This window comes from Methylopila jiangsuensis (genome assembly GCF_027922305.1).
GTDB lineage: Bacteria > Pseudomonadota > Alphaproteobacteria > Rhizobiales > Methylopilaceae > Methylopila > Methylopila jiangsuensis.
The window spans coordinates 171142-194338 of sequence record NZ_BSFK01000005.1 but is presented as its reverse complement, the minus strand read 5'-3'; the positions used below and the strand labels follow the sequence as shown (position 1 = coordinate 194338).

Genomic DNA, 23197 nt, shown 5'->3' with positions numbered 1-23197 from the left:
TTCGTGGGCGGCGTCGCGGAGAGCGCCCCATGGTCCTGATCAGCAACCGCTACGGCAAGGCGCGGGTGCGCGTGCTGCGCCTGACCCGCGACGGCGACCGGCACGAGCCGCGGGAGCTGGAGATCGACGTGGCGCTGGAGGGCGATTTCGCCGCCGCCTATGTGGCCGCCGACAACCGGACCAGCGTCGCCACCGACACCATGAAGAACCTGATCCACGTGATGGCGCGGGAGCGGCCGGAGGCCGGGACGGAAGCCTTCCTCACCGCGCTGGCCGACCGGTTCCTCGCCGCCTACCCGCAAGCCGAAACGGTGGCCTTCGAGGCGCGGGAAACCCGATGGGTCCGCATGGCCTTCGACGGCGCCGAGCACGGCCACGCCTTCACGCAGGACGGGAACGGCCACGGCGTGGCGAGCCTCAAGGCCACGCGGGAGGGCGCGACGCTGTGGTCCGGCGTGGAGGGCGTGGCGATCCTGAAGACCACCCAGTCCGGCTGGGCGGACTTCTTCCGCGACGCCTACACCACGCTGGCGCCGACGACCGACCGGCTGCTCGCCACCCGCCTCGACGCCCGCTGGCGCTGGACGGCGACGCCCGAACGGCCGGAGGCGACGAACGCCGCGATTCTCGAGGCGCTGCTGCGCGTCTTCGCCACCACCTACAGCGTCAGCGTGCAGGACAGCCTTTACCGCATGGGCGAGGCCGCCCTCGCCGCCGCCCCCGGGATCGACCGGCTGCGCCTCGCCTGCCCCAACAAACATTACATCCCGCTCGATCTCTCCCGCTTCGGGCTCGCCCATGGCGACGTGGCGTTCCTGCCCACCGACGAGCCCCACGGCCAGATCGAATGCGTCGTGGGCCGGGAGGCCTGAGCCGCGCATGAGGCTTGATGAACCGGAGGCCGCCGTCATGACCGTGTCGCTGGACGATCTCAACGCGCTCGACGCCGAAGGCGTCGTGGCGGCGCTCGACGGCGTCTACGAGCACGCGCCCTGGGTGGCGTGGGAGGCGGCCGCGCGGCGGCCCTTCGCCACCGTGGCCGCGCTGTTCGCGGCGCTGGAGGCGGCGGTGCTGGGCGCCCATGAGGAGACCCGGCGGCGGCTGCTGATCAACCACCCCCCGCTCGGGCGGCGCAAGGGCGGCTCCGTCCCGGTCGCGGAGGCCTCGGCGTCCGAGCACGCCGGCGCGGGGCTCGACGACCTCGAGGCGCAGGAGTTCGACCGCTACGCCGCCCTGAACGCGGCCTATCAGTCCCGGTTCGGCTTTCCCTTCGTGCTGTGCATCCGCCGCCACGGCAAGGCGTCGATCCTGCGCCAGTTCGAGCGCCGGCTGGACGGCGCCCCGGCGGAGGAGCTTGCGACAGGGATCGCCGAGGTCAACCGCATCGCGGCGCTGAGGCTCGCCGAGCGGATGACGGGTCCTGGGCCCCTCGCCCGCCATGGGCGGCTGTCGACCCATGTGCTCGACACGGCGGCCGGGCGCCCTGCGGCGGGGGTGCGGATCGAACTGATGGAGCTCGGCGCCGGCGCGCCGCGGCTTATAGCGGACGCCGTCACCAACGCCGATGGGCGCGTGGAGGGCGGGCTGATCGCGGGACGTCCGGTCCCGATCGCCACCTATGAGCTGCTGTTCCATGTGGGCGCGCATTTCCGCGCCTCGGGCGACGGCGGGGGCGACCCCGCCTTTCTGGACGTGATTCCGGTGCGTTTCGGCGTGTCGGAGCCCGAAGGCACCTATCACGTCCCGCTCACCGTCTCCCCCTTCGCCTACGCCACCTATCGCGGAAGTTGAAAAACTCTGCGGGCGCAATGGACGGCGATCCGCCGGCTCACGGTTATGTGATGCACCCGTGACAGGCGCAGGAATGAGCATTCAGCGCATCAGATGTGCATTTACTCTGATCAAAATGCGTTCATGTGCGCATTGATCGGGCTCAAATTCGATTGACCAGAATTTTTGTTTCTCCTATGGAAACATCAACGCGCGCCGACAAGGCGACGCCCGCGTCCAAGAACGCGATCTGTTGGAGGAACGACCCATGGCTGCGATGGCGCCGACCGACGGCGAAACGATTTCGCTCGCCCCCATGACCGGCGAGAGCGTCGCCGACTGCGTGATCTTTCCGAAGGAGCAGTCCCGGACGGTGCGCGCCGCCGTGCTCGCGGCCGCCGGCGCGCTCGGCGTCGCGGCGCCGCTGGTCGCCGCCCCGTCCGTGTCCGTCCCGGCCATGGCCTCGGCCGTGCTGGTCGGCATGGCGTTCGCGGGCGGTCTGCTGTCCACATGGTCGCCCTGCGGCTACTCCAGCCTGTGCCTGCTGCGCCCCCATGGCCGCTACTCCGCCCGGTCGCTCGCCGGCTTCACGCCCGCCTTCGCGCTGCACGGCCTCGGCTACGCGCTGGGCGCCGCCATCCTCGGCGGAGCTCTGGGCTTCGCGGGCTCGCTGATCGGCTTCTCTGGCGCGACCGTCTGGGCGCTGGTCGGCCTCGGCGTCGCCGGGCTGATCTACGGCGCGCACCAGCTCGGCTTCCTGCGCGTGCCCTACCCCCAGCGCCGGGCGCAGGTGCCCCATGACGCGCGCCAGCGCTTTCCCATGTGGTTCATCGGCGGGCTCTACGGCCTGTCGCTCGGCCTCAACTACCTCACCTATGTCCAGACGCCGATCCTCTACCTCGTCACCGCCGCGGCCGCTCTGAGCGGCGAGGCGACGCTGGCGATCGCCCTGTTCGCCGTGTTCAACGCCGGCCGCTTCCTGCCCATGGCGGTGAACTACCTGCCGGTGAGCGACATCGCGGTCCAGAACTGGCTCGCCCGTCGCCAGGAAAGCGCCGCCATGGTCGACGGCGCCCTGCTGGTCGCCGGCGGCGCCGCGCTCCTGACCCTCGCCGCGCTGTAACCCGGCCCGGCGGGCGCAACTCCCCGCCTCTTTCCTTTTCCGTTCCCGGTTCGCCTCGCCTCAAGGAGGAAATGATGACGCACGCCCATACGCCTGCGCGGCCGATGCTCCGCATGAGCGCCGCCCTGCTCGGCTCCGCCGCCTTCGCCGCCCTGCTCGCCGCAGGCCCCGCGGCCGCCGCCGAAACCCACGGCCAGGCCGGCGCCAAGGCCGCCGCCGCCCATCTCGCCGCCGGCAAGGAGGACGACCCGGTCGTCCTGGAGGCGCCGGCGATCAATCCCCGCCGCGTCTATGTGAACGACCCCGCGCATTTCGCGTCGCTGACCCAGCAGTACGTCATCGACGGCGACACGGCGCGCGTGGTCGGCATGACCGACAGCGGCTTCCTGCCCAATCCGGTGGTGGCGAGCGACGGCTCGTTCTTCGGCCAGGTCAGCACCACCTTCGAGCGCATCTCGCGGGGCAAGCGCACCGACTACATCGAGATCTTCGACCCGAAGACCTACAAGCCCACCGCCGACATCGAGCTGCCGAACGCGCCGCGCTTCCTCGTGGGCACCTATCCGTGGATGACGGCGCTCACCCCCAACAACAAGACGCTGCTGTTCTATCAGTTCTCCCCGTCGCCGGCGGTGGGCGTGGTGGACCTCGCGTCCAAGAAGTTCAGCCGCACCATCTCCGTGCCGGACTGCTACCACGTGTTCCCGGTCACCGATCAGACCTTCTTCATGCACTGCCGCGACGGCAGCCTGCTGAAGGTCGCCATGGGCGCGGACGGCAAGGACGAGACCGCCAAGACCGAGGTGTTCCGCAAGGAGAACGAGTACCTCATCAACCATCCGGCCTATTCGCCCAAGAACGGCCGTCTGGTGTGGCCGACCTACACCGGCAAGATCTTCCAGGCGGACCTGTCCTCGGGCGAGGCCAAGTTCCTGCCCGCCATCGAGGCCTTCACCGATGAGGAGAAGAAGGCCGGCTGGGCGCCCGGAGGCTGGCAGCAGGTGGCCTATCACCGCGGCAGCGACCGCATCTTCCTGCTCGGCGACCAGCGCGCCCAGTGGAAGCACAAGGCCCCGAGCCGCTTCGTGTTCGTGATCGACGCCAAGACCGGCAAGCGGGTCAAGAAGATCGAGTTCGGCCGCGACATCGACTCCGTCGGCGTGAGCCAGGACGCCAAGCCGCAGCTCTACGCGCTCTCGACCGGCGAAAAGACGCTGTTCATCTACGATCCGGAGACCGGCAAGGAGACCGCCGCGGTCAACCAGCTCGGCCACGGCCCGCAGGTGATCACCACCGCGGACATGTGATCGCCATGTCCCTGATCGCCGAGCCGCTCGTCACGACCTTTCTCCGGTCGTTCCTGATCCTGCTCTTCGCCGGCGCGGCGCTCTCCAAGCTGCGCCGCACGGAAGAGTTCTTCGGGGTGGTCCGCAATTTCCGGATCCTGCCCGAGCGGCTCGCCCGTCCCGTCGCCGCCGCGCTGCCCTTCGTGGAGCTCGCGACGGCGGCAGGCCTCGCGGTTCCGGCGGTTGCTCCCTACGCCGCCGGAACCGCGAGCGGCCTGCTGATCGTGTTCGGCCTCGCCATCGGGGCGAACGTGGTCCGCGGGCGCACGGCGATCGACTGCGGCTGCTTCCGCGACGGCCTGAAGCAGCCGCTGAGCTGGCGGCTGGTGGGGCGGAACGCGGTCCTCGCGCTCGCGGCGGGCGGCCTCGCCGCCGCGCTGCCGCTGGCCCGGCCGGCGGCGCCGGTCGAACTCGCCGTCGGCGTCGCCGCCGCCGGCCTCGCGATGCTCCTTTACTTCAGCGCCTCGCTGCTCGGCGGCCTCTCCGCCGGCGCGCGCCGCGCCCCCTCCCTCACCTCGAAAGGATGAAGGCGATGACGACGCAGTTTCTTATCGCATCGAACGTCCTGCTCTGGCTGGCTTTCATCGGCGTCGCCGTCGTCATGCTCGGGCTTCTCCGCCAGATCGGCCTGCTGCACGAACGCTCCTCGCCCATGGGCGCCATGATCACCGATCACGGCCCGGACATCGGCGACGCGGCGCCGACCTTCGACCTGCCCGACCACAAGGGCGCCGGCGTCCGCATCGGCGGCGCGAGCGCCACCAAGCGCCCCACCCTGCTGATGTTCACCGCGCCCACCTGCCCGGTCTGCGACAAGCTGTTCCCGATCATCAAGTCGATCGCAAAGGCCGAGAAGGTGGCGGTGGTCATGATCAGCGACGGCCAGCCGGACGAGCACCAGCGCTTCCTAGAGAAGCACGACCTCGGCGACATCCGCTACGTGGTCTCGGCCGAGGTCGGCATGGCCTTCCAGGTGGGCAAGATCCCCTACGGCGTTCTGCTCGACGCGGACGGCGTGATCCGCGCCAAGGGCCTCACCAACACCCGCGAGCATCTCGAGAGCCTGCTCGAGGCCGACAAGAGCGGCTTCGCCTCGATCCAGCAGTTCATGACCGCCCGGAAGCACGCCCACGGCGCCCACGCGGCCTGACCCGGCCGGCCTTCCACGGCTCACATCCAACAAAACCCAACGGAAGATGGGGGAAACAATGCTCGGAAAATCCCAGTTCGACGACCTGTTCGAAACGCTCACCCGCAAGGTCGCGGGCCGCACCAGCCGCCGCGGCTTCATCGGCCGCGTCGGAACCGCGGTGGCGGGCGCAGCCCTGGTGCCGCTGCTCCCGGTGGACCGCCGCGGCCGCGTCAGCCGCGCCAACGCCGCCGAAAGCGCGGGCGACCCGCGCGGCAAGTGGGTCCCGCAGGACAACGACATCCAGGCCTGCGACTACTGGCGGCACTGCTCCATCGACGGCAACATCTGCGACTGCTCCGGCGGCTCGCTCACCAGCTGCCCGCCCGGCACCAAGCTCGCGTCGAGCTCCTGGGTCGCGAGCTGCTACAACCCCACCGACAAGCAGACCTACCTGATCTCCTACCGCGACTGCTGCGGCCAGAACGTGTCGGGCCGCTGCGCCTGCCTGAACACCGAAGGCGAGCTGCCGGTGTACCGGCCGGAGTTCGGCAACGACATCATCTGGTGCTTCGGCGCCGAAGACGACGCCATGACCTACCACTGCACGATCTCCCCGATTGTCGGCAAGGCGAGCTGATCGCCTTTCCGGCCCGCGGCCTCACGCGCCGCGGGCCACCCGGCGACGCCCCCTCTCATCCCGGAGTGACACCCATGCGTTCCCTCATCCTCGCGGCCGCCCTCGCCGTCGCCCCAGTCGGCGCCGCGCTCGCCGCCGACCCGATCGAAGTCGTCTCGGAGGCGCCCTCGGGCGGCGCCGAGGTCAAGATCGCCAAGATGAAGTTCCAGACCCCCGAAGTGAAGGTCAAGGCCGGCGAGACCGTGACCTGGACCAACACCGAGGCGCTGCCGCACAACGTCCACTTCAAGCCGGGCGCCGGTCTGGAGAAGGACCTCGAAGGCCCGATGCTGCGCGCGAACCAGACCTTCACGGTCAAGTTCAACACGGCCGGAACCTACAACTACATCTGCACCCCGCATCCGTTCATGACCGGCAAGGTCGTCGTCGAGTGACGCGCGCCTGACGGACCGGAGGACTTCGCCATGTGGATTCCCTACGATCTGATGGGGGCGCTCAAGCCCGAGACGCCCGCCCCGTCCGTCGCGGCGTCGAAGGCGGACCGCACGGCCCGCGACATTGTCGTCGGCTTCTTCGTGCGCAATCCCGTCACCCAGACCTGGGAGATCGACGTCCGGGCCGAAGCGGTGAACCGGGTCTACTTCCGGGACGTGCAGGGCATGAAGGCGGAGATCGCCTTCTACGGCGACGAATCCGGCAAGCTGAACGAGATCATCTACCGGGTGCAGGGCGGCGATCCCTTCGCCGCCCTCGCCGCCTGCCGGCGGGACGTGGACGAGCGGCTCGCCCGCTGGGCGCTGGAGCTCGGCCGGGGCATGGCGCTCGCCGGCTGGCGCGTGGCGGACCCCCGCCACGGCGCCCGGTGGCGCTGCACCCCGTTCCGGCCAAGCGCGCTCGACATCGACCTCGACGCCGTGGAGCACGTGGCCGACGACCTGAAGCCGCTCATCCGCATCTACCAGCGCGCCCGCAACGCCTCGGACTCCGCCTGGCGGCTGCTCAACGCCAACGCCGTGCTGCGGCCCTGGCGCGAGGGCCGCGCGCCGTTCCCGCCCATGGCGGCGCGGAACGGCCGGGCGATCACCTTCGACATGCTGGTGCATTCCGGCGCCGCCGCCTGCTGCGCCGGGCTGAGGGACCGGCCGCTGGCCGAGTTCGTCGACATGGCGCGGGAGATGGGCGACCGGATCGCCTCCGCGCTGGAGCGGCCGGACGCGAGCGACGTCGACGACGAGGAGGCCCGCGCCCGGCTCGCGCCGATCGCCAGCCTCGCCGATCTCGCCGCGCGCGAGGTGCTGCTCGCCGAGATCGCCCGCCGGCAGGGCGAGGCCCTGGCGCTCGCCTCCTGACGGCGCGCGCGTGAGACGCACAGAAAGCGAGTTGGGAATCTGATGTTGGGACACCGCGTTCTGGCCGTCTGGAGCGTCCTCGTCTGCGCCGCAGCCTATGCGGTCACGACGGGCGTCGGCGCCGCGCCGGAGCCGGCCGGGCAGGCCGCGCCCGCCGACCTCGCGGCGCTGAAGGCCAAGTTCCGGCGCCCGGACGCGACGCCGTTTCCGAAGGCCAATCCCCATTCCCCGGAGAAGGAGGCGCTCGGCAAGGCGCTGTTCTTCGATCCGCGCCTGTCGCGCTCGGGCAGCGTCTCCTGCGGGACCTGCCACAACCCGAGTCTCGGCTGGACCGACGGCCTGCCCAGGGCGGTGGGCTTCGGCATGGCGACGCTGCATCGGCGCACGCCGCCGGTGCGCAACCTCGCCTGGGGCGCCGCCTTCCAGTGGGACGGCCGCGCCGACAGCCTGGAGGCGCAGGCGCGCATGCCGATCACCGCGCCCGACGAGATGAACATGACCATGGATCTCGTGGTTGAGCGCCTGAAGGCGGTCGCGGGCTATGGGCCGCTGTTCGCGGGGGCGTTCGGCGGCGACGATCCGATCAGCGCCCGCAACGTCACCGCGGCGCTCGCCACCTACCAGCGCACGCTGGTCTCGGGCGAGGCGCCGTTCGACCGCTGGATCGCAGGCGACGAGACCGCCATCGCGCCCGACGCCAAGAGCGGCTTCGCGCTGTTCAACGGCAAGGCCGGCTGCGCCGCCTGCCATTCGGGCTGGCGCTTCACCGACGACAGCTTCCACGACATCGGCCTGACGGCGAGCGACGACCGCGGACGCGGCAAGTTCGCGCCGCCGAGCGTGGTCGCCATGCAGAACGCCTTCAAGACGCCGTCGCTGCGCGACCTGCGCATGCAGGGCCCCTACATGCATGACGGCCAGATCGGCAGCCTCGCCGACGTCGTCGAGCACTACGCCAAGGGCGGAGAAAAGCGGCCGAGCCTGTCGTTCGAGATGAAGCCGCTCGATCTCAGCGAGGCCGAACGCCGCCAGCTCATCGCCTTCCTCGAAACCCTGAAGGCGGAGGCGGCCCCGGTCGCCCTGCCGCAGCTTCCCTGACGAGACCCCGCCTCATGGCCCCCATCCTGCTCCGCAGCGCGCTTCTGGCCTGCCTCATCGCCGTCGCGGCGCCCGCCGCGGCCGAGGAGTTTGAGATCCCGATCCACCACACCGAGGTGCTGGACACCGGCGTGAAGCCGAAGCTCGGCGACACGCTGGCCTTCGTGAACCACGCCGACATCGCCCACAATCTCTACCTCACCTACGAGGACGGCACGGTCGAGACGCTGGACACCCAGCCGCCCCGCACAACCAAGCGCACCACGCTGAAGCACGCCGGCCATGTGATCGTGCGCTGCTGGATCCACCCCATCATCCGCATGGAGTTCGACGTGGCGGCGAACTGAGGGCGAAGGAGACCTCCATGGCCGACAGCAAGGCGCCGTCGCGCCGCGACATGCTCACCGGCGCCGCCAAGGCGGCCGGCGTGGCGTGCCTCGCCGGCCTCGCGCTGACGGCCTACGTGGAATCCGCCCGGGACGCGGAGGCGAAGGCGCTGCGCCCGCCCGGCGCGCGGCCGGAGAGCGAGTTCCTCGCGGCCTGCGTGCGCTGCGGCCTGTGCGTGCGGGCCTGCCCGTTCGACACGCTGCGGCTCGCCGAACTCGGCGATCCGGCGGCGCTCGGCACGCCGTTCTTCATCGCGCGCGAGACGCCCTGCTACATGTGCAAGGACGCGCCCTGCGCCAAAGCCTGCCCCACCGGCGCGCTGGACCGCGACCTGCCCAGCATCCGCAAGGCGGACATGGGGGTGGCGGTGCTCGTCGGGCAGGAGACCTGCCTCAACTACAAAGGCATGACCTGCAGCATCTGCCACCGGGTCTGCCCCATCTCCGACGAGGCGATCACCCTTGAATGGCAGACGCATCGGGGCCGGCGGATGCTGATCCCCGTGGTCCACTCCAAGACCTGCACCGGCTGCGGCACCTGCGAGAAACACTGCGTGGTGGACCGGGCGGCGATCCGCGTCCTGCCGCGTGAGCTCGGCCTCGGCGGCCGGGGCCGAAACCCCGCCGGGCGGCCGGCATGAAGGGCTTTTCCTTCACCGCGTCCGCGCGGGCCGAGGGCGTGGCGGCCAAGGGCTGGCTCCGGGGCCACAAGTGGTGGCTGCTGCGCCGGGCGACCCAGATCGCAGCGCTCGGCGTGTTCATGGCCGGCCCGCTGGCCGGCCTGTGGATCGTGCGCGGCAATTTCGCCTCGAGCGAGCTGCTGGGCGTCGTGCCGCTCGCCGATCCGTTCATGTTCGCGCAGTCCGTGGTGGCGGGAACCGCGCCCATCGGGGTGGCCATGCTCGGCGCGGGGCTGATCGCGCTGTTCTACGCGCTGGTGGGCGGCCGGGCCTATTGCGGCTGGATCTGTCCGGTCAACATCGTGACCGACGCGGCGCACTGGCTGCGGGAGAAGCTCGGCATCACCCGCGACCGAAAGCTCGACCGCCGCACGCGGCACTGGGTGCTCGCCGGCGCGCTGCTCGCCTCGCTCGCCACCGGGACCATCGCCTGGGAGTTCGTGAACCCGGTCAGCGTGCTCCAGCGCGGGCTGATCTTCGGCCTCGGCGCCGGCTGGACCATCGTCGCGGCGGTGTTCCTGCTCGACCTGCTGATCACCCGCCGGGGCTGGTGCGGCCATCTCTGCCCGGTCGGCGCCTTCTACGGCCTCATCGGCAGGGCGAGCGTCACGCGCGTCGCGGCCGAACGGCGCGGCGACTGCACCAATTGCGGCGCCTGCTTCAACGTCTGCACCGAGCCGCACGTCATCACCCCCGCCCTCAAGGGCAAGGGCTCGACGCTGATCCTGTCCGGCGACTGCGTGAACTGCGGAAGCTGCATCGACGCCTGCCCGGTGGACGTGTTCGAGATGACGTCGCGGCTGCGCCGGGAGGCGCGTTAAGACCCGCTCATGCGGACGCCGGATTTGACACCCGGCGCGCCGCTGCGCTTCAAGACCGCACGATCCCGTTCGCGGCGGCGCAGAGCCGGCGCGACCCGCACGCCCGAAGGCCCGCCATGCTCGACAAGACCTACGCCCCCGCCGACATCGAAGCCCGCATCGGCGCGCGCTGGGAGGAGGTGGACGCCTTCCGCGCCGGCGCCGGCGCGGAACCGGGCGCGGAACCCTACTGCATCGTCATCCCGCCGCCCAACGTCACCGGCTCGCTGCACATCGGCCACGCGCTCAACAACACGCTGCAGGACGTGCTGGCCCGTTTCGAGCGCATGCGCGGCAAGGACGTGCTGTGGCAGCCGGGCATGGACCACGCAGGCATCGCCACCCAGATGGTCGTCGAGCGCCAGCTCGCGCAGCGGGGCGAGCCCGGCCGCCGCGACATGGGCCGCGAGAAGTTCGTCGAGCGCGTGTGGGAGTGGAAGGCCGAGTCCGGCGGCATGATCTTCAAGCAGCTGAAGCGCCTCGGCGCCTCCTGCGACTGGTCACGCGAGCGCTTCACCATGGACGAGGGCCTGTCCCGCGCCGTGGTCCGGCTGTTCGTGCGCCTGCACAAGGACGGCCTGATCTACCGCGACAAGCGCCTCGTGAACTGGGACCCGAAGCTGCTCACCGCCATCTCGGACATCGAGGTGCAGTCGGTGGAGGTGAAGGGCCATCTCTGGCACCTGCGCTACCCGGTCGAGGGCTCGGACGAGTCCATCGTCGTCGCCACCACGCGGCCCGAGACCATGCTGGGCGACGCGGCGGTGGCCGTGCACCCGGACGACGAGCGCTACACCCATCTCATCGGCAAGCATGTGCTGCTGCCGCTGGTCGGCCGCCGCATCCCGATCGTCGCCGACAGCTATTCGGACCCGGAGAAGGGCACCGGCGCGGTCAAGATCACGCCCGCGCACGACTTCAACGACTTCGAGGTCGGCAAGCGCCACGGGCTGAAGCTCATCAACATCCTCACCCCGGACGGCGCGGTGACGCTCGCCGGCAACGAGGACTTCCTCGACGGCTCCGCGCCCGACGCCGAGACGCTGGCGCTCGACGGGCTCGACCGCGCCGAGGCCCGCAAGCGCGTCGTCGCGCTGCTGGAGGAGCGCGGCCTGCTGGTGGAGATCGAGCCGCACGTCCATCAGGTGCCGCACGGCGACCGCTCCGGCGTGGTGATCGAGCCCTATCTCACCGACCAGTGGTACGTGGACGCCGCGAAGCTCGCGGTGGAGGCTATGGCCGCCGTGCGCGACGGCCGCACCCGCTTCATCCCGGAGAACTGGTCCAAGACCTATTTCGAGTGGATGGAGAACATCCAGCCCTGGTGCGTTTCGCGCCAGCTCTGGTGGGGCCACCGCATCCCGGCCTGGTTCGGGCCGGACGGCGCGATCTTCGTGGAGGAGACCGAAGCGGAGGCGCTCGCCGCCGCCGAAGCGCGCTACGGCGCCCCTACCCCGCTGACCCGCGACGAGGACGTGCTCGACACCTGGTTCTCCTCGGCGCTCTGGCCGTTCTCCACCATGGGCTGGCCGGACGAGACCCCGGAGCTCGCGAAATACTACCCCAACGCCGCGCTGGTGACGGGCTTCGACATCATCTTCTTCTGGGTCGCCCGCATGATGATGATGGGCCTCTATGTGATGAAGGAGGTGCCGTTCCGCGACGTGTACATCCACGCCCTCGTCCGCGACGAGAAGGGCGCCAAGATGTCCAAGTCCAAGGGCAACGTCATCGACCCGATCGAGCTGGTGGACGCCTACGGCGCCGACGCGCTGCGCTTCACCCTCGCCGCCATGGCGGCGCAGGGGCGCGACATCAAGCTGGCGCGCGCCCGCGTCGAGGGCTACCGCAACTTCGCGACCAAGCTCTGGAACGCCTCGCGCTTCGCGGAGATGAACGGCTGCGCGCCCGCCGCCGGCTTCGATCCGGCGACGGTGAAGGCGACGCTCAACCGCTGGATCCTCGGCGAGGCTGAGAAGGCGACGGCGGAGGTCACCTCGGCGCTCGAGGCCTACCGCTTCGACGCGGCGGCCGCGGCCGTCTACCGCTTCGTCTGGAACGTGGTCTGCGACTGGTATCTGGAGCTCGCCAAGCCCGTGCTGCAGGGCGAGGACCAGGGCCCGGACGCCGCGGAGACCCGCGCCGCGGTCGCCTATGTGCTCGATCTGTCGGTCACGCTGCTGCACCCGTTCATGCCGTTCGTCACCGAGGAGCTGTGGGCGTCCCGCGCCGGCGCCGCCGGCCGGGCCAACGTGCTGGCGCTCACCCGCTGGCCGTCGCTCAAGGGGCTCGGCGACGCCGGCTCCGAGGCCGAAATCGGCTGGCTGGTGGAGCTCGTCACCGAGTTGCGCTCGGCCCGCGCCGAAATGGGCGTGCCGGTCTCCGCCGCGCTGCCGCTGGTGCTGGTCGAGGCCGACGCGGCGCTGAAGGCCCGCGCCGAACGCGCGGCCCCGACGCTCTCCCGCATCGCCCGCGTGTCCGGCGTCTCCTTCGCGGAGGCCGCGCCCAAGGGCGCGATCCAGCTTCTGGTGCGCGGCCAGATCGTGGCCGTGCCGCTGGAGGGCGTGGTCGACATCGCAGTCGAAAAGGACCGCCTCGCCAAGGAGCGCGCCAAGGCCGAGGGCGAGATCAAGCGCATCGACGGCAAGCTCGCCAATGAGAGCTTCGTCGCCCGCGCGCCCGAGGAGGTGGTGGAGGGCGAGCGCGAGAAGCGCGCCGACTACGCCGCCCGGCTCGCCAAGATCGAGGCCGCGCTGCGCCAGCTCGGCGGATCGTGACCGGCGGCGGCGTCTGTTGCGCCGCCGCATCCGCCCTATGTCCCGCCGGGGCGAACTTTCAATGAGGCGAACACCATGCTGACCCGTCGCGACGCCGTCGTTCTGCTCGGCGCGGGAGCCGGCGCGCTCGCAAGCGCCAGCGTCTCCGCGCAGACCCCGCCGCCAGCGCCCAGCGACGCGCCGCGCGTCTTCGACCATGGGGTGGTGATCGAGCGCGCCCGTCGGCTCGCGGCCGAGCCCTTCGTCGAGCCGAAGGCGGAGCTGCCGCAGGCGCTGAAGGACATGGGCTTCGACGCCTACCGCGACGTGCGCTTCAAGCGCGACCGGGCCTACTTCGCCAAGGGCGGCAGCGGCTTCAGCATGGAGCTGTTCCACCTCGGCTTCCTCTACCAGCAGCCGGTGGTGGTGAATCTGGTGCGCGAGGGCGTGCCGGCGCCGATCCCCTACGATTCCGGCCTGTTCGACTTCGGCGGCAACAAGGCCCCAGGCCGGCTGCCCATCGACCTCGGCTTCGCCGGCTTCCGGCTGCATTACCCGCTGAACAAGCCCACCGTGTCGGACGAGCTGGCGGTGTTCCTCGGCGCGAGCTATTTCCGCTTCCTCGGCGCCGGCCAGCATTACGGCATCTCCGCCCGCGGCGTCGCCGTCGGCACCGGCGAGCAGCAGCCCGAGGAGTTTCCGTTCTTCCGGGAGTTCTGGGTCGAGGAGCCCGGCGCCGCGGCGACCGGGATCGTCGTCCACGCGCTTCTGGACGGGCCGTCGCTCACCGGCGCCTACCGCATGGTGATCACGCCCGGCGAGGAGACCACCGTCGACGTGGGCTCAACGCTGTTCCCGCGCGTCAGCATCCCGAAGCTCGGCGTGGCGGCGCTCACCTCCATGTTCCAGTACGGCGAGAACGACCGCCGCCAGTATCGCGGCTTCCGGCCGGAGGTGCACGATTCCGACGGCCTGCTGGTCCACGGCGCCGACGACCAGTGGCTCTGGCGGCCGCTGATCAATCCGCGAAAGCTGGAGAAGACCCTGTTTCCCCAAGGCCATGCCCGCGGCTTCGGCCTGCTCCAACGCGACCGGCTGTTCGAGCATTATCAGGACCTTGAGGTGCGCTACGACCTGCGCCCGAGCTACTGGATCGCGCCGCAGGGCGACTGGGGGCCGGGCCGGGTGGAGCTGGTGGAGATCCCCACCGACCACGAGACCTTCGACAACGTCGTCGCCTACTGGGTGCCGGACGCCGCCGCGGAGCCCGGCGCCACCCTGCGCTTCTCGTACCAGATCCGTTCGCTGAAGCTCGCCGAGCGGCTGTCGCCGGAGGGGCGCGCGCTGCACACCTTCGTCACCGATCCCCGCGCCTCCGGCGATCCTTCCGCCGCGCCCGAGAACGTGCGCCGCTTCATCGTGGACTTCGCCGGCGGCGACCTAGCCTACTGGCTGGACGACCCGCGGAAGGTGGTGACGGAAACCAGCGCCAGCACCGGCAAGATCAACGCCGCTTTCGTGGTGCCGAACCCGGAAATCAACGGCTTCCGCCTGTTCCTCGACCACGAGATCGAGCAGCCGGGCGAGGAGGCCGTGGTGCGCGCGGTGCTCAAGGCGGGCGCGAAGACGCTGACCGAGACCTGGCTTTTCCCCTGGCGCCGCGCCGGGTGAGCCCGGTTTTCTGAATGTGGCATGAACGACACAGACCCCGCGCCCTGCGGGGACCGCCATGCGGGAGGGACAGATTCGCCGCCGTCTCGCCACAAAGCGCCATCACCCCTAAGCCTAACCTGCTGAAGTCACTGCGTATCTTGGTTAATGCCGATCCGGGGGGATCGGGGCGTTCCGTCAGCGGGTCGCGAGTGGTCTGAAACCGTCGGCGCCGATCGTGGCGCCCGGGCCGGATCCCGCCACAGGAACGTCGGCCGGACGCCTCAATGGGGCCGTCAGGCCAGCGCATAAGCGGGACCATGGACGCGAGAGCACTCGACATTGGGGGACGGATGAGCCGGTCTGCGGCTCCCGTTTCGCCGCGTCCGTTCCGGCTGTCGCCCGGCAGCTCCTTCCGGAACGCCGTCCGCGTATCCCACGCCCTGTTCGCCGCCACGCTCGCCCTCACCTGCGCCTGCGGCGCGGCCCGCGCCTTCGAGGGCGCCGGAAGCGCCTCCAAATCCGAGCCCTCGCCGTTCGAGCAGTTCCAGACCGGCGCCCGCGCCTACATCGCCGGCGACAAGGCGAGCGCCCTCACCTCGCTGATCGACGCCGCCAAGCGCGGCCACGCCATGGCGCAATGGAAGCTCGGCCGCATGTACGCCGAGGGCGACGGCGTCGACCGGGATCAGGTCAAGGCCTTCGATTATTTCAGCCAGATCGCCAACGCCCACGCCGACGACGCGCCGGACACGGTGCAGGCCCGCTTCGTGGCCAACGCCTTCGTGGCGCTCGGCAACTACTATCTCGACGGCATCCCGGACAGCCCGATCGGCCCGGACGCCACCCGCGCCCGCGAGATGTTCTCCTACGCCGCCTCCTATTTCGGCGACCCGGACGCCCAGTACAATCTGGCCCGCATGTATCTCGACGGCCAGAGCGTGAAGAAGGACGTGCGGCAGGCGGCCCGCTGGCTCGGCCTCGCCGCCAACAAGGGCCAGCGCGAGGCCCAGGCCGTGCTCGGCCACATGCTGTTCAACGGCGCCGAGGTGCCGCGTCAGGCGGCCCGCGGCCTCATGTGGCTGACCCTCGCCCGCGAAGCCGCCAGCGACGCCGACGCCTGGATCGTCCAGCTCTACGACGAGGCCATGACCAAGGCCTCCTCGGACGAACGCGCCGCCGCCGCCAATTTCGTCACCGCCTGGAGCAGCGACCGCGGCTGACGCGGCGACGCGCGCCCCTCTCCAAGCTCGCTGCACGGCCTTCCGTCCCCGGCGGGCTGCGCGGGTGTGCTGATGGCGGCTCCCTACCGGGCGCACGCGGCGCCGAGTGAACCGCGCGGGCTTTGCCAGAAGCTGTCACGTTTGGCTGGACCGGAAGATGTCGCAAAGACCTGGGACGAGCTGGGCGAGCTTGGCCTTGGTGAACTCGGGAGACATGCGGGCTTTCGCGAAAAGGCGTTGCGATCCAGCCTATAGTCCAAGCCCGGACTTCGGCTTCTGCCGATCGCGGACGAGAAGGCTCCCACCAAGTCGGATCGCTGAGGCGCCGATCTGAGATCGCGTGGCGCCGCCCTTCGGAGGAGAAACACGCCTCAGCGTTCGAAGAGACATTTCATGCGCGCCCCTCCCGCTGCGACCGCCGGATGGCGGCCGACTGAGACGATCAGCCGAACTGCGAGGGACGCCACGAAATTGGCCGATATATTTCAGTTATTTATGCAAGATTTTGGCTGGGGCGGGAGGATTCGAACCTCCGCATGGGGGAATCAAAATCCCCTGCCTTACCGCTTGGCGACGCCCCATCGCGCGTCCGTTGCGACGCGAGCGGGATGGATAGCCGGAAGCGCGGTCCCGGCGCAACGGCTTCGCGCGAAAGTCTTGCGCGCGCCCCCGCATCCGCTTTCATCGGGCGTGTCGGTCCGGCGCGAACTGCGGTAGGGAGCGGTCCGACGCCCGTCATCGCGGGCGAGCGCCCGCCGCCGGAACGAGCGGGGCCTTCGGCGCGCTTCGGCCGCGAAGGCCACGGGCGGCCTCCGTCACGAAACGGCGTCCGGGGAGCAGGATCATGAGCGACGACCTCACCTTCGACCGCAGCCGCGACGCCGAGCCGGGCGTCGCCGTCGAGGTCATCCCCGGCGTGCGGCGCGTGCTCGCGCCCAATCCCTCGCCCTTCACCTTCACCGGCACCAACAGCTACGTCGTCGGGCGCGGGCGGGTGGCGATCGTGGATCCGGGGCCGCGTTCGGAGGCGCACCTCGCGGCGCTGCTCGCGGCCGTGACGGGCGAGACGGTGGAGGCCATCGTCGTCACCCACAGCCATCTCGACCATGTGGGCGGGCTCGCCGCGCTGAAGGCCGCCACCGGCGCGCCGGTCTACGGCGCCGGGCCGCACCGGCCGTTCCGGGCGCTTGAGGAGGGCGAAGGCGCGCTGCTCGACGCCTCCTCCGACGCCGCCTACCGGCCGGACGTGGAGCTCGCCGACGGGCAGGCGGTGGAGGGCGACGGCTGGGCGCTGGTCGCGGTGGCGACGCCGGGCCACACCGCCAACCATCTCGCCTTCGCGCTGCCGGGCGCGGGCGCGCTGCTCTCGGGCGATCACGTCATGGCGTGGTCGACCTCGATCGTGGCGCCGCCGGACGGGGCGATGGCGCCCTACATGGCCTCGCTGCGCGGGCTGATGGCGCGGGAGGAGGAGATCTATCTCCCCGGTCACGGTCCCAGGCTCGATCAGGCCCGCACCTTCGTGCGCCATCTGATCGGCCACCGGCTGATGCGGGAGACCGCGATCCTCGCCCGGCTGAAGGAGGGCGAGCGCCGGGCGGCGCAGCTTGTGGCCGAACTCTACCGCGGGCTCGATCCGGGCCTGTCGGGGGCGGCGGCCCTGTCGGTGTTCGCCCATCTCGAGGATCTGGTGGCGCGGGGCCTCGCGGAGACCGACGGCGCGCCGCGGCTTAACGGCGTCTATCGGCTCGCCTGAAAACGGCGAGGCCGGCGCCGCTTGCGCGGGCCGGCCTCTGGCGCTGTCCGGTCGGGGACGGGGTGGGGACGGGTGACCGGACCGCGTGTTCCAAATCTCAGGCGATCAGGGCGCGGTGGCGACGCCCACCGGGCCGATGCCGTCGCCGAGCAGGACCCACTGGTTGGCGTCGGCCTGGGACTGGCGCTTCACGAAGGTGTAGCCGGTGTCGGCCCAGGGCTTCACGTCCTCGGCCTGGTTGTCGAGGGCGTAGTCGCCGCGGTCGGTGACGACGGTGAGCACGGCGTGGCCGTCGCCCTTCAGGTCGCGCACCACGGTGATCAGCAGCGCCTGGCGCGGCCAGCCGGCCTCGATCAGCGCCCGGCGCTTCAGCAGCACGTAATCCTCGCAGTCGCCCTTGCCCTCGGTCGGGTAGGTCCACAGCTCCTCGACGCCGTAGAGCTCCATGTCGGTCACGGGCGCGATCTCGGCGTTGACGGCGCGATTGACCCGGTCGAGCTCGGCGAGCTTGGCGGCGCTCAGCTTCACGCGGACCGGCTTGGCGGGCTTCACGGCGCAGTCGCTGGCGAAGGCCTTGCAGAACTGCAGCCAGCCCATGGGCGGCTTGGCCCCGCCGATCACCTCCATGGTGGTGGACTGCGCCACCTTGACGGTCTGGGAGGCCGCCGGCGTCAGGGTGAATCCGCCGGTCATCAGTCCAAACAGAATATAAACGGCGCTTTTCTTGAAAAGGTTAGTCATTGGTGTCTCCCGTCCTGTCCCGGGAAAGACCATCTCACATGGGATTTGAATTCCATCTAAATGGAGATGGGCAGTTTTATATTCGATGTTTGCTTTTCATAAATGAAATAGAGACGAGTTATTTACAGATATGGGGGTGAATTCGTTTACCACGACAGTTTCGCGCAAGAAATGCAGGCGATCATTTGGTTGGCCATGTGTTAACGCGCGGGCGTCAAAACGGGGGGCGATTTAGAGACGGTTCACCCTGTGACAGGTTTTCCGCGCGGGCCGCATGAAAAAGGCCCGCCGCCCTTACGGGCAGGCGGGCCTTCGGCCGCGGTTCAGCTTTGGCGCGAACGTGGGGTCAGGCGGGATCGAACCGCAGCAGGCGCAGCGCGTTCGCGGTCACCAGCACGGTGGCGCCGGTGTCGGCGAGGATCGCCATCCACAGCGGCGCCCAGCCGACGAGCGTCGCGGCCAGGAACACGGCCTTCAGGCCGAGCGCCAGCGCCACGTTGACGTGGATGTTGGAGAGCGTCGCCCGGGACAGCGTCACCAGGTCGGCCACGCCCGACACCCGGTTCGAGAGCAGGGCGGCGTCCGCGGTCTCCAGCGCCACGTCGGTTCCGCCCCCCATGGCGACGCCCACCGAGGCCGCGGCCAGCGCGGGCGCGTCGTTCACGCCGTCGCCCACCATGGCCACGGGGCCGTCGCGGCCGAGCTCCGCGATCGCCGCCAGCTTGGCGTCGGGCAGGAGCTCGGCCCTGTGCTCCACGCCCAGTTCGCCCGCGATGGCGGCGGCGGCGCGGGCGTTGTCGCCGGTCAGCATGATGGCGCGCAGGCCGAGCGCCTTCAGCCGCGCCAGCGCCGCGGCGGCGTCCGGACGCAGCGTGTCCTGCATGGCCACCAGCCCGATCAGCCGCTCGCCCTCGCTCACCGCCACCACGGTCTTGCCTTCGGACTCGAGCGTGGCGACCCGTTCTGCGGCGGAGGCGGAAAGAAGGCCCTTCTCCGCCGCCTGCCGTGGCGAGCCCACGGTGACGAAGCCGGACATCAGCCTGGCCGTCACGCCCTTCCCCGGAGCGGCCGAGCCGCCGAAGGCGTTGGGCACGGCGAGGCCCCGCGCCTGCGCCGCATCCAGGATCGCGGCCCCGAGCGGATGGCTGGAGCCGCGCTCCACCGCCGCCGCCTTGGCGAGCGCCTCGTCCTCCCCGCCGTCGATCGCCACAACGTCCACGACCCGGGGGCGACCTTCCGTCAGCGTGCCGGTCTTGTCGAAGGCGACAGCGGTCACATGGCCGAGCGTCTCCAGCGCGGCCCCGCCCTTGATGAGCAGGCCGCGACGCGCGCCGCCGGCCAGCGCCGAGGCGATGGCGGCGGGCGTGGAGATCACCAGCGCGCAGGGGCAGGCGACCAGCAGCACCGCGAGGCCGCGATAGATCCAGGTGCGCCAGTCGCCGTCCGCGAGCAGCGGCGGCAGCACGATCACCAGCAGCGCCAGAACCATGGCGGCGGGCGTGTACCAGCGGCTGAAACGCTCGATGAAGCGGGCGGTGGGGGCCTTGGTCGCCTGCGCTTCCTCCACCATGGCGACGATGCGGGCGATGGTGTTGTCCGAGGCGGCCTTGGTGATGGCGACGCGCAGCTCGCCGTCGCCGTTGACGCTGCCCGCATAGACCGTCGCGCCGGGCGCCTTGGGCACGGGACGGGACTCGCCGGTGATCGGCGCCTCGTTCATGTCCGAGACGCCGTCCTGCACCACGCCGTCGGAGGGGGCGCGGTCGCCGGGGCGCACCAGCACGAGATCGCCCGCCACGAGGTCGGACGCCGGCACGGTCTCGATGGCCTCGCCCCGGATGCGGCGCGCGGAGTTGGGCATCAGCGCCACCAGCGCCTTCACGCCCGCCCGCGCCCGGCTGGCGGCCACCCCCTCCAGGAGCTCGCCGACGGCGAACAGGAACACCACCACCGCGGCTTCGGGAGCCTCGCCGATGGCGATCGCGCCCAGCGCCGCCACCGCCATCAGCGTCTCGATGCTGAACGGCGTGCCGTTGAGCGCGCCGGCCGCCGCCCGCCGGACCACGGGCGCGAGCGCCACCAGAGCCGCGGCCGCGTAGGGCCAGGCGGCCCAGTGCGGCTCCGCCAGCGACACGCCCCAGGCGAGCGCGAGCAGGGCGCCGGAGACGATGGCGTTCACGCCCTTCGGCGTGCGCCACCACGGCCGGTCGTCCGGTCCGCCATGGTCGTGCCCGTGATCGTGGGCATGGCCGTCGCGGCCGTGGCCTTCGCCGCCGTCGAGCGCCCGGAAGCCGAGCGCGTTCACCTTGGACCGGATGGTCTCCCGGCTGGTGCGGTCCTCGTCCACGGCGATCGCCATGGAGGCGGCGGTGACGCTGACCTCGACCTCGGACACGCCCGGCAGGCGCCGCATGGCGGTCTCGATCTTCGCGGCGCAGGACCCGCAGTCCATGCCCTCGATGCGGAACTTCAGCGCGCTGGGGTCAGCCATCTCGTCACCTCGACACTTCCGACGTGACGCACCATATGGACCCTGTAGCCGCTACAGGGTCAAGCCATGTCAGACGTTCTTTCCATCGGTGAGCTGGGCCGCGCCGCAGGGGCCAAGGTGGAGACCGTGCGCTATTACGAGCGCATCGGCCTGCTGGCGCCGCCGCGCCGCACCGCCGGCAACTACCGCGCCTACGACCGCAGTCATCTGAACCGGCTGAGCTTCATCCGCCGCTCGCGCGATCTGGGCTTCTCGCTCGATCAGGTGCGGGCGCTGCTCGACCTCGCCGACCAGCGGGACCGGCCCTGCGCGGCGGTGGACGAGATCGCGCGCGCCCATCTCGCCGAGGTGGAGCGCAAGATCGCCGACCTCACCGCGCTGCGCGACGAACTCGAGGGCATGGTGCACCAATGCCGCCACGGCGCGGTGCGCGATTGCGGGATCATCGAGGCGCTGTCGCCGGAGAGCGGGCGGCAAGCCCCCCTGCCCCACGGCGCGTGACGGACCGCGCCGTCGCGAAAGACGTCGCCGAATGGCTGTCCCGCGTCTCATGGAGGTCGCCGCCGCGCACATGGAGCCAGAACGCCCCGCACGGCCCTGTCCGGCCGCGCCCGGCAAGGAAGGACGGCGCGTCCTGAAGGCGCGCCGTCCGAAGATCCTTACTCGGCCGCCACCACGTGGCGACGGCCGCGGGCGACGCGCTCCTTCTTGAGGCGTTCGGCCACCAGGAAGGCGAGCTCGATCGCCTGCTCCGCGTTGAGGCGCGGGTCGCAGAAGGTGTGGTAGCGGTCCCGCAGATCCGCGTCCGAGATGGCGCGGGCGCCGCCCGTGCATTCGGTCACGTTCTTGCCGGTCATCTCCACATGGATGCCGCCGGCGTGGGTGCCTTCGGCCGAATGCACGTCGAAGAAGCCGCGCACCTCCTGCAGGATGCGGTCGAACGGCCGGGTCTTGTAGCCCGACGCCGACTTGATGGTGTTGCCGTGCATGGGATCGCACGACCACACCACGTTGCGCCCTTCCGTCTTGGTGGCGCGCACCAGACCCGGCAGGTGGTCGCCCACCTTGTCGGCGCCGAAGCGGGCGATCAGGGTCAGCCGGCCCGGCTCGTTGTCCGGGTCCAGCGCCTCGATCAGGCGCATCAGCTCGTCCGGCTTCAGCGACGGGCCGCACTTCAGGCCGATCGGGTTCTTCACGCCGCGGAAGTACTCGATGTGGGCGTGGTCGAGCTGGCGGGTGCGGTCGCCGATCCAGATCATGTGGCCGGAGGTCGCGTACCAGTCGCCGGTGGTGGAGTCGACGCGGGTCAGCGCCTGCTCGTAGCCCAGCAGCAGCGCCTCATGGCTGGTGAAGAACTCGGTGGTCCGCAGCTCCGGGTTCGCCTCCGGGTCGATGCCGCAGGCGCGCATGAAGTCGAGCGCCTCGGCGATGCGGTCGGCGATCTCCTGGTAGCGGCCGGACTGCGGGCTCTCCTTCACGAAGCCGAGCATCCACTGATGCACGAAATCGAGATTGGCGTAACCGCCGTTCGCGAAGGCGCGCAGCAGGTTGAGCGTGGCGGCCGACTGGCGGTAAGCCTCCAGCAGGCGGCGCGGATCGGGGATGCGCGACTCCGGCGTGGCGTCGGCGCCGTTGATGATGTCGCCGCGGTAGATCGGCAGCTCCACGCCGTCCACGGTCTCGGTCGGGGCCGAGCGCGGCTTGGCGAACTGGCCCGCGATGCGGCCCACCTTCACCACCGGCGAGGAGGCGGCGTAGGTCAGCACCACCGCCATCTGCAGGAAGACGCGGAAGAAGTCGCGGATGTTGTCGGCGGAATGCTCCGCGAAGGCCTCGGCGCAGTCGCCGCCCTGCAGCAGGAAGGCGTCTCCCGCCGCGACCTGGGCCAGCTTCTTCTTCAGCTTGCGCGCCTCGCCCGCAAAAACGAGCGGCGGAAAGCTGGCGAGCTGGGCCTCGGCGGCCTGCAACGCGGCCGTGTCCGGATAGACCGGCGACTGGACGATCGGCTTGTTGCGCCAGCTGGACGGGCTCCAACGCTCGGACATCATGCTCTCCAAGGTCTTCAAGCGACCATACGGGGACGAAAACGTCGTCCGCGCGTCATATGGCCGCTTGTGGGCCGCGCTTCTAGCACCTGTCGACGCAAAGCGCCATTGCGCGACAGATCACGCCCCTTGCCTAGAAAGAACGATCCTGGAG

21 protein-coding genes and 1 tRNA gene are annotated in these 23197 nt (G+C 70.6%); 18 read left to right on the top strand and 4 right to left on the bottom strand.

Annotated features, from left to right (window positions below; translation table 11 throughout):
• The first annotated feature begins 29 nt into the window (after window positions 1-29).
• The 16 genes from pucL to PKE85_RS02395 all read left to right on the top strand — a co-directional run bounded on the left by pucL (window position 30) and on the right by PKE85_RS02395 (window position 16010).
• Window positions 30-872 carry a factor-independent urate hydroxylase gene (gene pucL / locus PKE85_RS02470; protein ID WP_271203206.1) on the top strand — a complete coding sequence of 281 codons (843 nt, stop codon included), beginning with the start codon at window positions 30-32 and terminating at the stop codon, window positions 870-872.
• A gap of 7 nt (window positions 873-879) precedes the next feature.
• Window positions 880-1791, top strand: a complete 912-nt coding sequence (gene uraD, locus PKE85_RS02465; RefSeq protein WP_271203205.1) for a 2-oxo-4-hydroxy-4-carboxy-5-ureidoimidazoline decarboxylase — start codon at window positions 880-882, stop codon at window positions 1789-1791.
• A gap of 247 nt (window positions 1792-2038) precedes the next feature.
• Complete coding sequence (locus PKE85_RS02460; protein WP_271203204.1) at window positions 2039-2893, top strand: methylamine utilization protein MauF; 855 nt, start codon at window positions 2039-2041, stop codon at window positions 2891-2893.
• A gap of 74 nt (window positions 2894-2967) precedes the next feature.
• Window positions 2968-4200, top strand: a complete 1233-nt coding sequence (mauB, locus tag PKE85_RS02455) for a methylamine dehydrogenase (amicyanin) large subunit (protein ID WP_271203203.1) — start codon at window positions 2968-2970, stop codon at window positions 4198-4200.
• Window positions 4200-4766 (top strand): MauE/DoxX family redox-associated membrane protein, encoded by a 567-nt coding sequence (locus tag PKE85_RS02450; protein WP_309299067.1) that lies wholly within the window; start codon window positions 4200-4202, stop codon window positions 4764-4766. The genes mauB and PKE85_RS02450 overlap by 1 nt, the downstream gene beginning before the upstream one ends.
• A gap of 5 nt (window positions 4767-4771) precedes the next feature.
• Complete coding sequence (gene mauD / locus PKE85_RS02445; protein ID WP_271203201.1) at window positions 4772-5389, top strand: methylamine dehydrogenase accessory protein MauD; 618 nt, start codon at window positions 4772-4774, stop codon at window positions 5387-5389.
• Window positions 5390-5447: 58 nt separating this feature from the next.
• Window positions 5448-6008, top strand: coding sequence for a methylamine dehydrogenase (amicyanin) small subunit (mauA, locus tag PKE85_RS02440; protein ID WP_271203200.1), 561 nt, complete (start codon window positions 5448-5450; stop codon window positions 6006-6008).
• Between the two features lie 74 nt (window positions 6009-6082).
• On the top strand, window positions 6083-6442 hold the full coding sequence (locus PKE85_RS02435) for an amicyanin (protein WP_271203199.1): 360 nt from the start codon (window positions 6083-6085) through the stop codon (window positions 6440-6442).
• Window positions 6443-6472: 30 nt separating this feature from the next.
• Entirely contained in the window at window positions 6473-7357 is an 885-nt protein-coding gene (locus tag PKE85_RS02430; protein WP_271203198.1) for a methylamine utilization protein MauJ, read from the top strand.
• A gap of 42 nt (window positions 7358-7399) precedes the next feature.
• Entirely contained in the window at window positions 7400-8455 is a 1056-nt protein-coding gene (gene mauG, locus PKE85_RS02425) for a tryptophan tryptophylquinone biosynthesis enzyme MauG (protein WP_271203197.1), read from the top strand.
• 14 nt (window positions 8456-8469) lie between these two features.
• On the top strand, window positions 8470-8802 hold the full coding sequence (locus PKE85_RS02420) for a cupredoxin domain-containing protein (protein ID WP_271203196.1): 333 nt from the start codon (window positions 8470-8472) through the stop codon (window positions 8800-8802).
• Between the two features lie 17 nt (window positions 8803-8819).
• Window positions 8820-9482, top strand: coding sequence for a ferredoxin-type protein NapG (napG, locus tag PKE85_RS02415; RefSeq protein WP_271203195.1), 663 nt, complete (start codon window positions 8820-8822; stop codon window positions 9480-9482).
• On the top strand, window positions 9479-10342 hold the full coding sequence (gene napH, locus PKE85_RS02410; RefSeq protein WP_271203194.1) for a quinol dehydrogenase ferredoxin subunit NapH: 864 nt from the start codon (window positions 9479-9481) through the stop codon (window positions 10340-10342). Before napG ends, napH begins: the two co-directional genes overlap by 4 nt.
• A gap of 116 nt (window positions 10343-10458) precedes the next feature.
• Window positions 10459-13158 (top strand): valine--tRNA ligase, encoded by a 2700-nt coding sequence (locus PKE85_RS02405; RefSeq protein WP_271203193.1) that lies wholly within the window; start codon window positions 10459-10461, stop codon window positions 13156-13158.
• 75 nt (window positions 13159-13233) lie between these two features.
• Entirely contained in the window at window positions 13234-14808 is a 1575-nt protein-coding gene (locus tag PKE85_RS02400; protein ID WP_271203192.1) for an OpgD/OpgG family glucan biosynthesis protein, read from the top strand.
• Between the two features lie 332 nt (window positions 14809-15140).
• The gene (locus tag PKE85_RS02395) at window positions 15141-16010 is read left to right on the top strand and encodes a tetratricopeptide repeat protein (protein ID WP_271203191.1); all 870 of its coding nucleotides are present in this window, start codon (window positions 15141-15143) and stop codon (window positions 16008-16010) included.
• Window positions 16011-16516: 506 nt separating this feature from the next.
• On the opposite strand, the gene PKE85_RS02390 is transcribed toward PKE85_RS02395, so the two are convergent.
• A tRNA-Gln gene (locus PKE85_RS02390) sits at window positions 16517-16591 on the bottom strand.
• A 263-nt stretch (window positions 16592-16854) separates the two neighbouring features.
• Between PKE85_RS02390 and PKE85_RS02385 the strand changes: the two genes are divergently transcribed.
• Window positions 16855-17766, top strand: a complete 912-nt coding sequence (locus PKE85_RS02385) for an MBL fold metallo-hydrolase (protein WP_271203190.1) — start codon at window positions 16855-16857, stop codon at window positions 17764-17766.
• Between the two features lie 105 nt (window positions 17767-17871).
• Here PKE85_RS02385 and PKE85_RS02380 read toward each other — a convergent pair whose 3' ends face one another.
• Together PKE85_RS02380 and PKE85_RS02375 are read right to left on the bottom strand one after the other, a co-directional pair.
• Window positions 17872-18507 (bottom strand): transglutaminase-like cysteine peptidase, encoded by a 636-nt coding sequence (locus PKE85_RS02380; RefSeq protein WP_271203189.1) that lies wholly within the window; start codon window positions 18505-18507, stop codon window positions 17872-17874.
• Window positions 18508-18853: 346 nt separating this feature from the next.
• Window positions 18854-20998, bottom strand: a complete 2145-nt coding sequence (locus tag PKE85_RS02375) for a heavy metal translocating P-type ATPase (protein ID WP_271203188.1) — start codon at window positions 20996-20998, stop codon at window positions 18854-18856.
• Between the two features lie 66 nt (window positions 20999-21064).
• Here PKE85_RS02375 and PKE85_RS02370 point away from each other — a divergent pair, with 66 nt between their 5' ends.
• On the top strand, window positions 21065-21499 hold the full coding sequence (locus tag PKE85_RS02370) for a MerR family transcriptional regulator (protein WP_271203187.1): 435 nt from the start codon (window positions 21065-21067) through the stop codon (window positions 21497-21499).
• Window positions 21500-21657: 158 nt separating this feature from the next.
• On the opposite strand, the gene PKE85_RS02365 is transcribed toward PKE85_RS02370, so the two are convergent.
• Window positions 21658-23043, bottom strand: coding sequence for a class II 3-deoxy-7-phosphoheptulonate synthase (locus PKE85_RS02365; protein WP_271203186.1), 1386 nt, complete (start codon window positions 23041-23043; stop codon window positions 21658-21660).
• Between the last annotated feature and the right edge of the window lie 154 nt (window positions 23044-23197).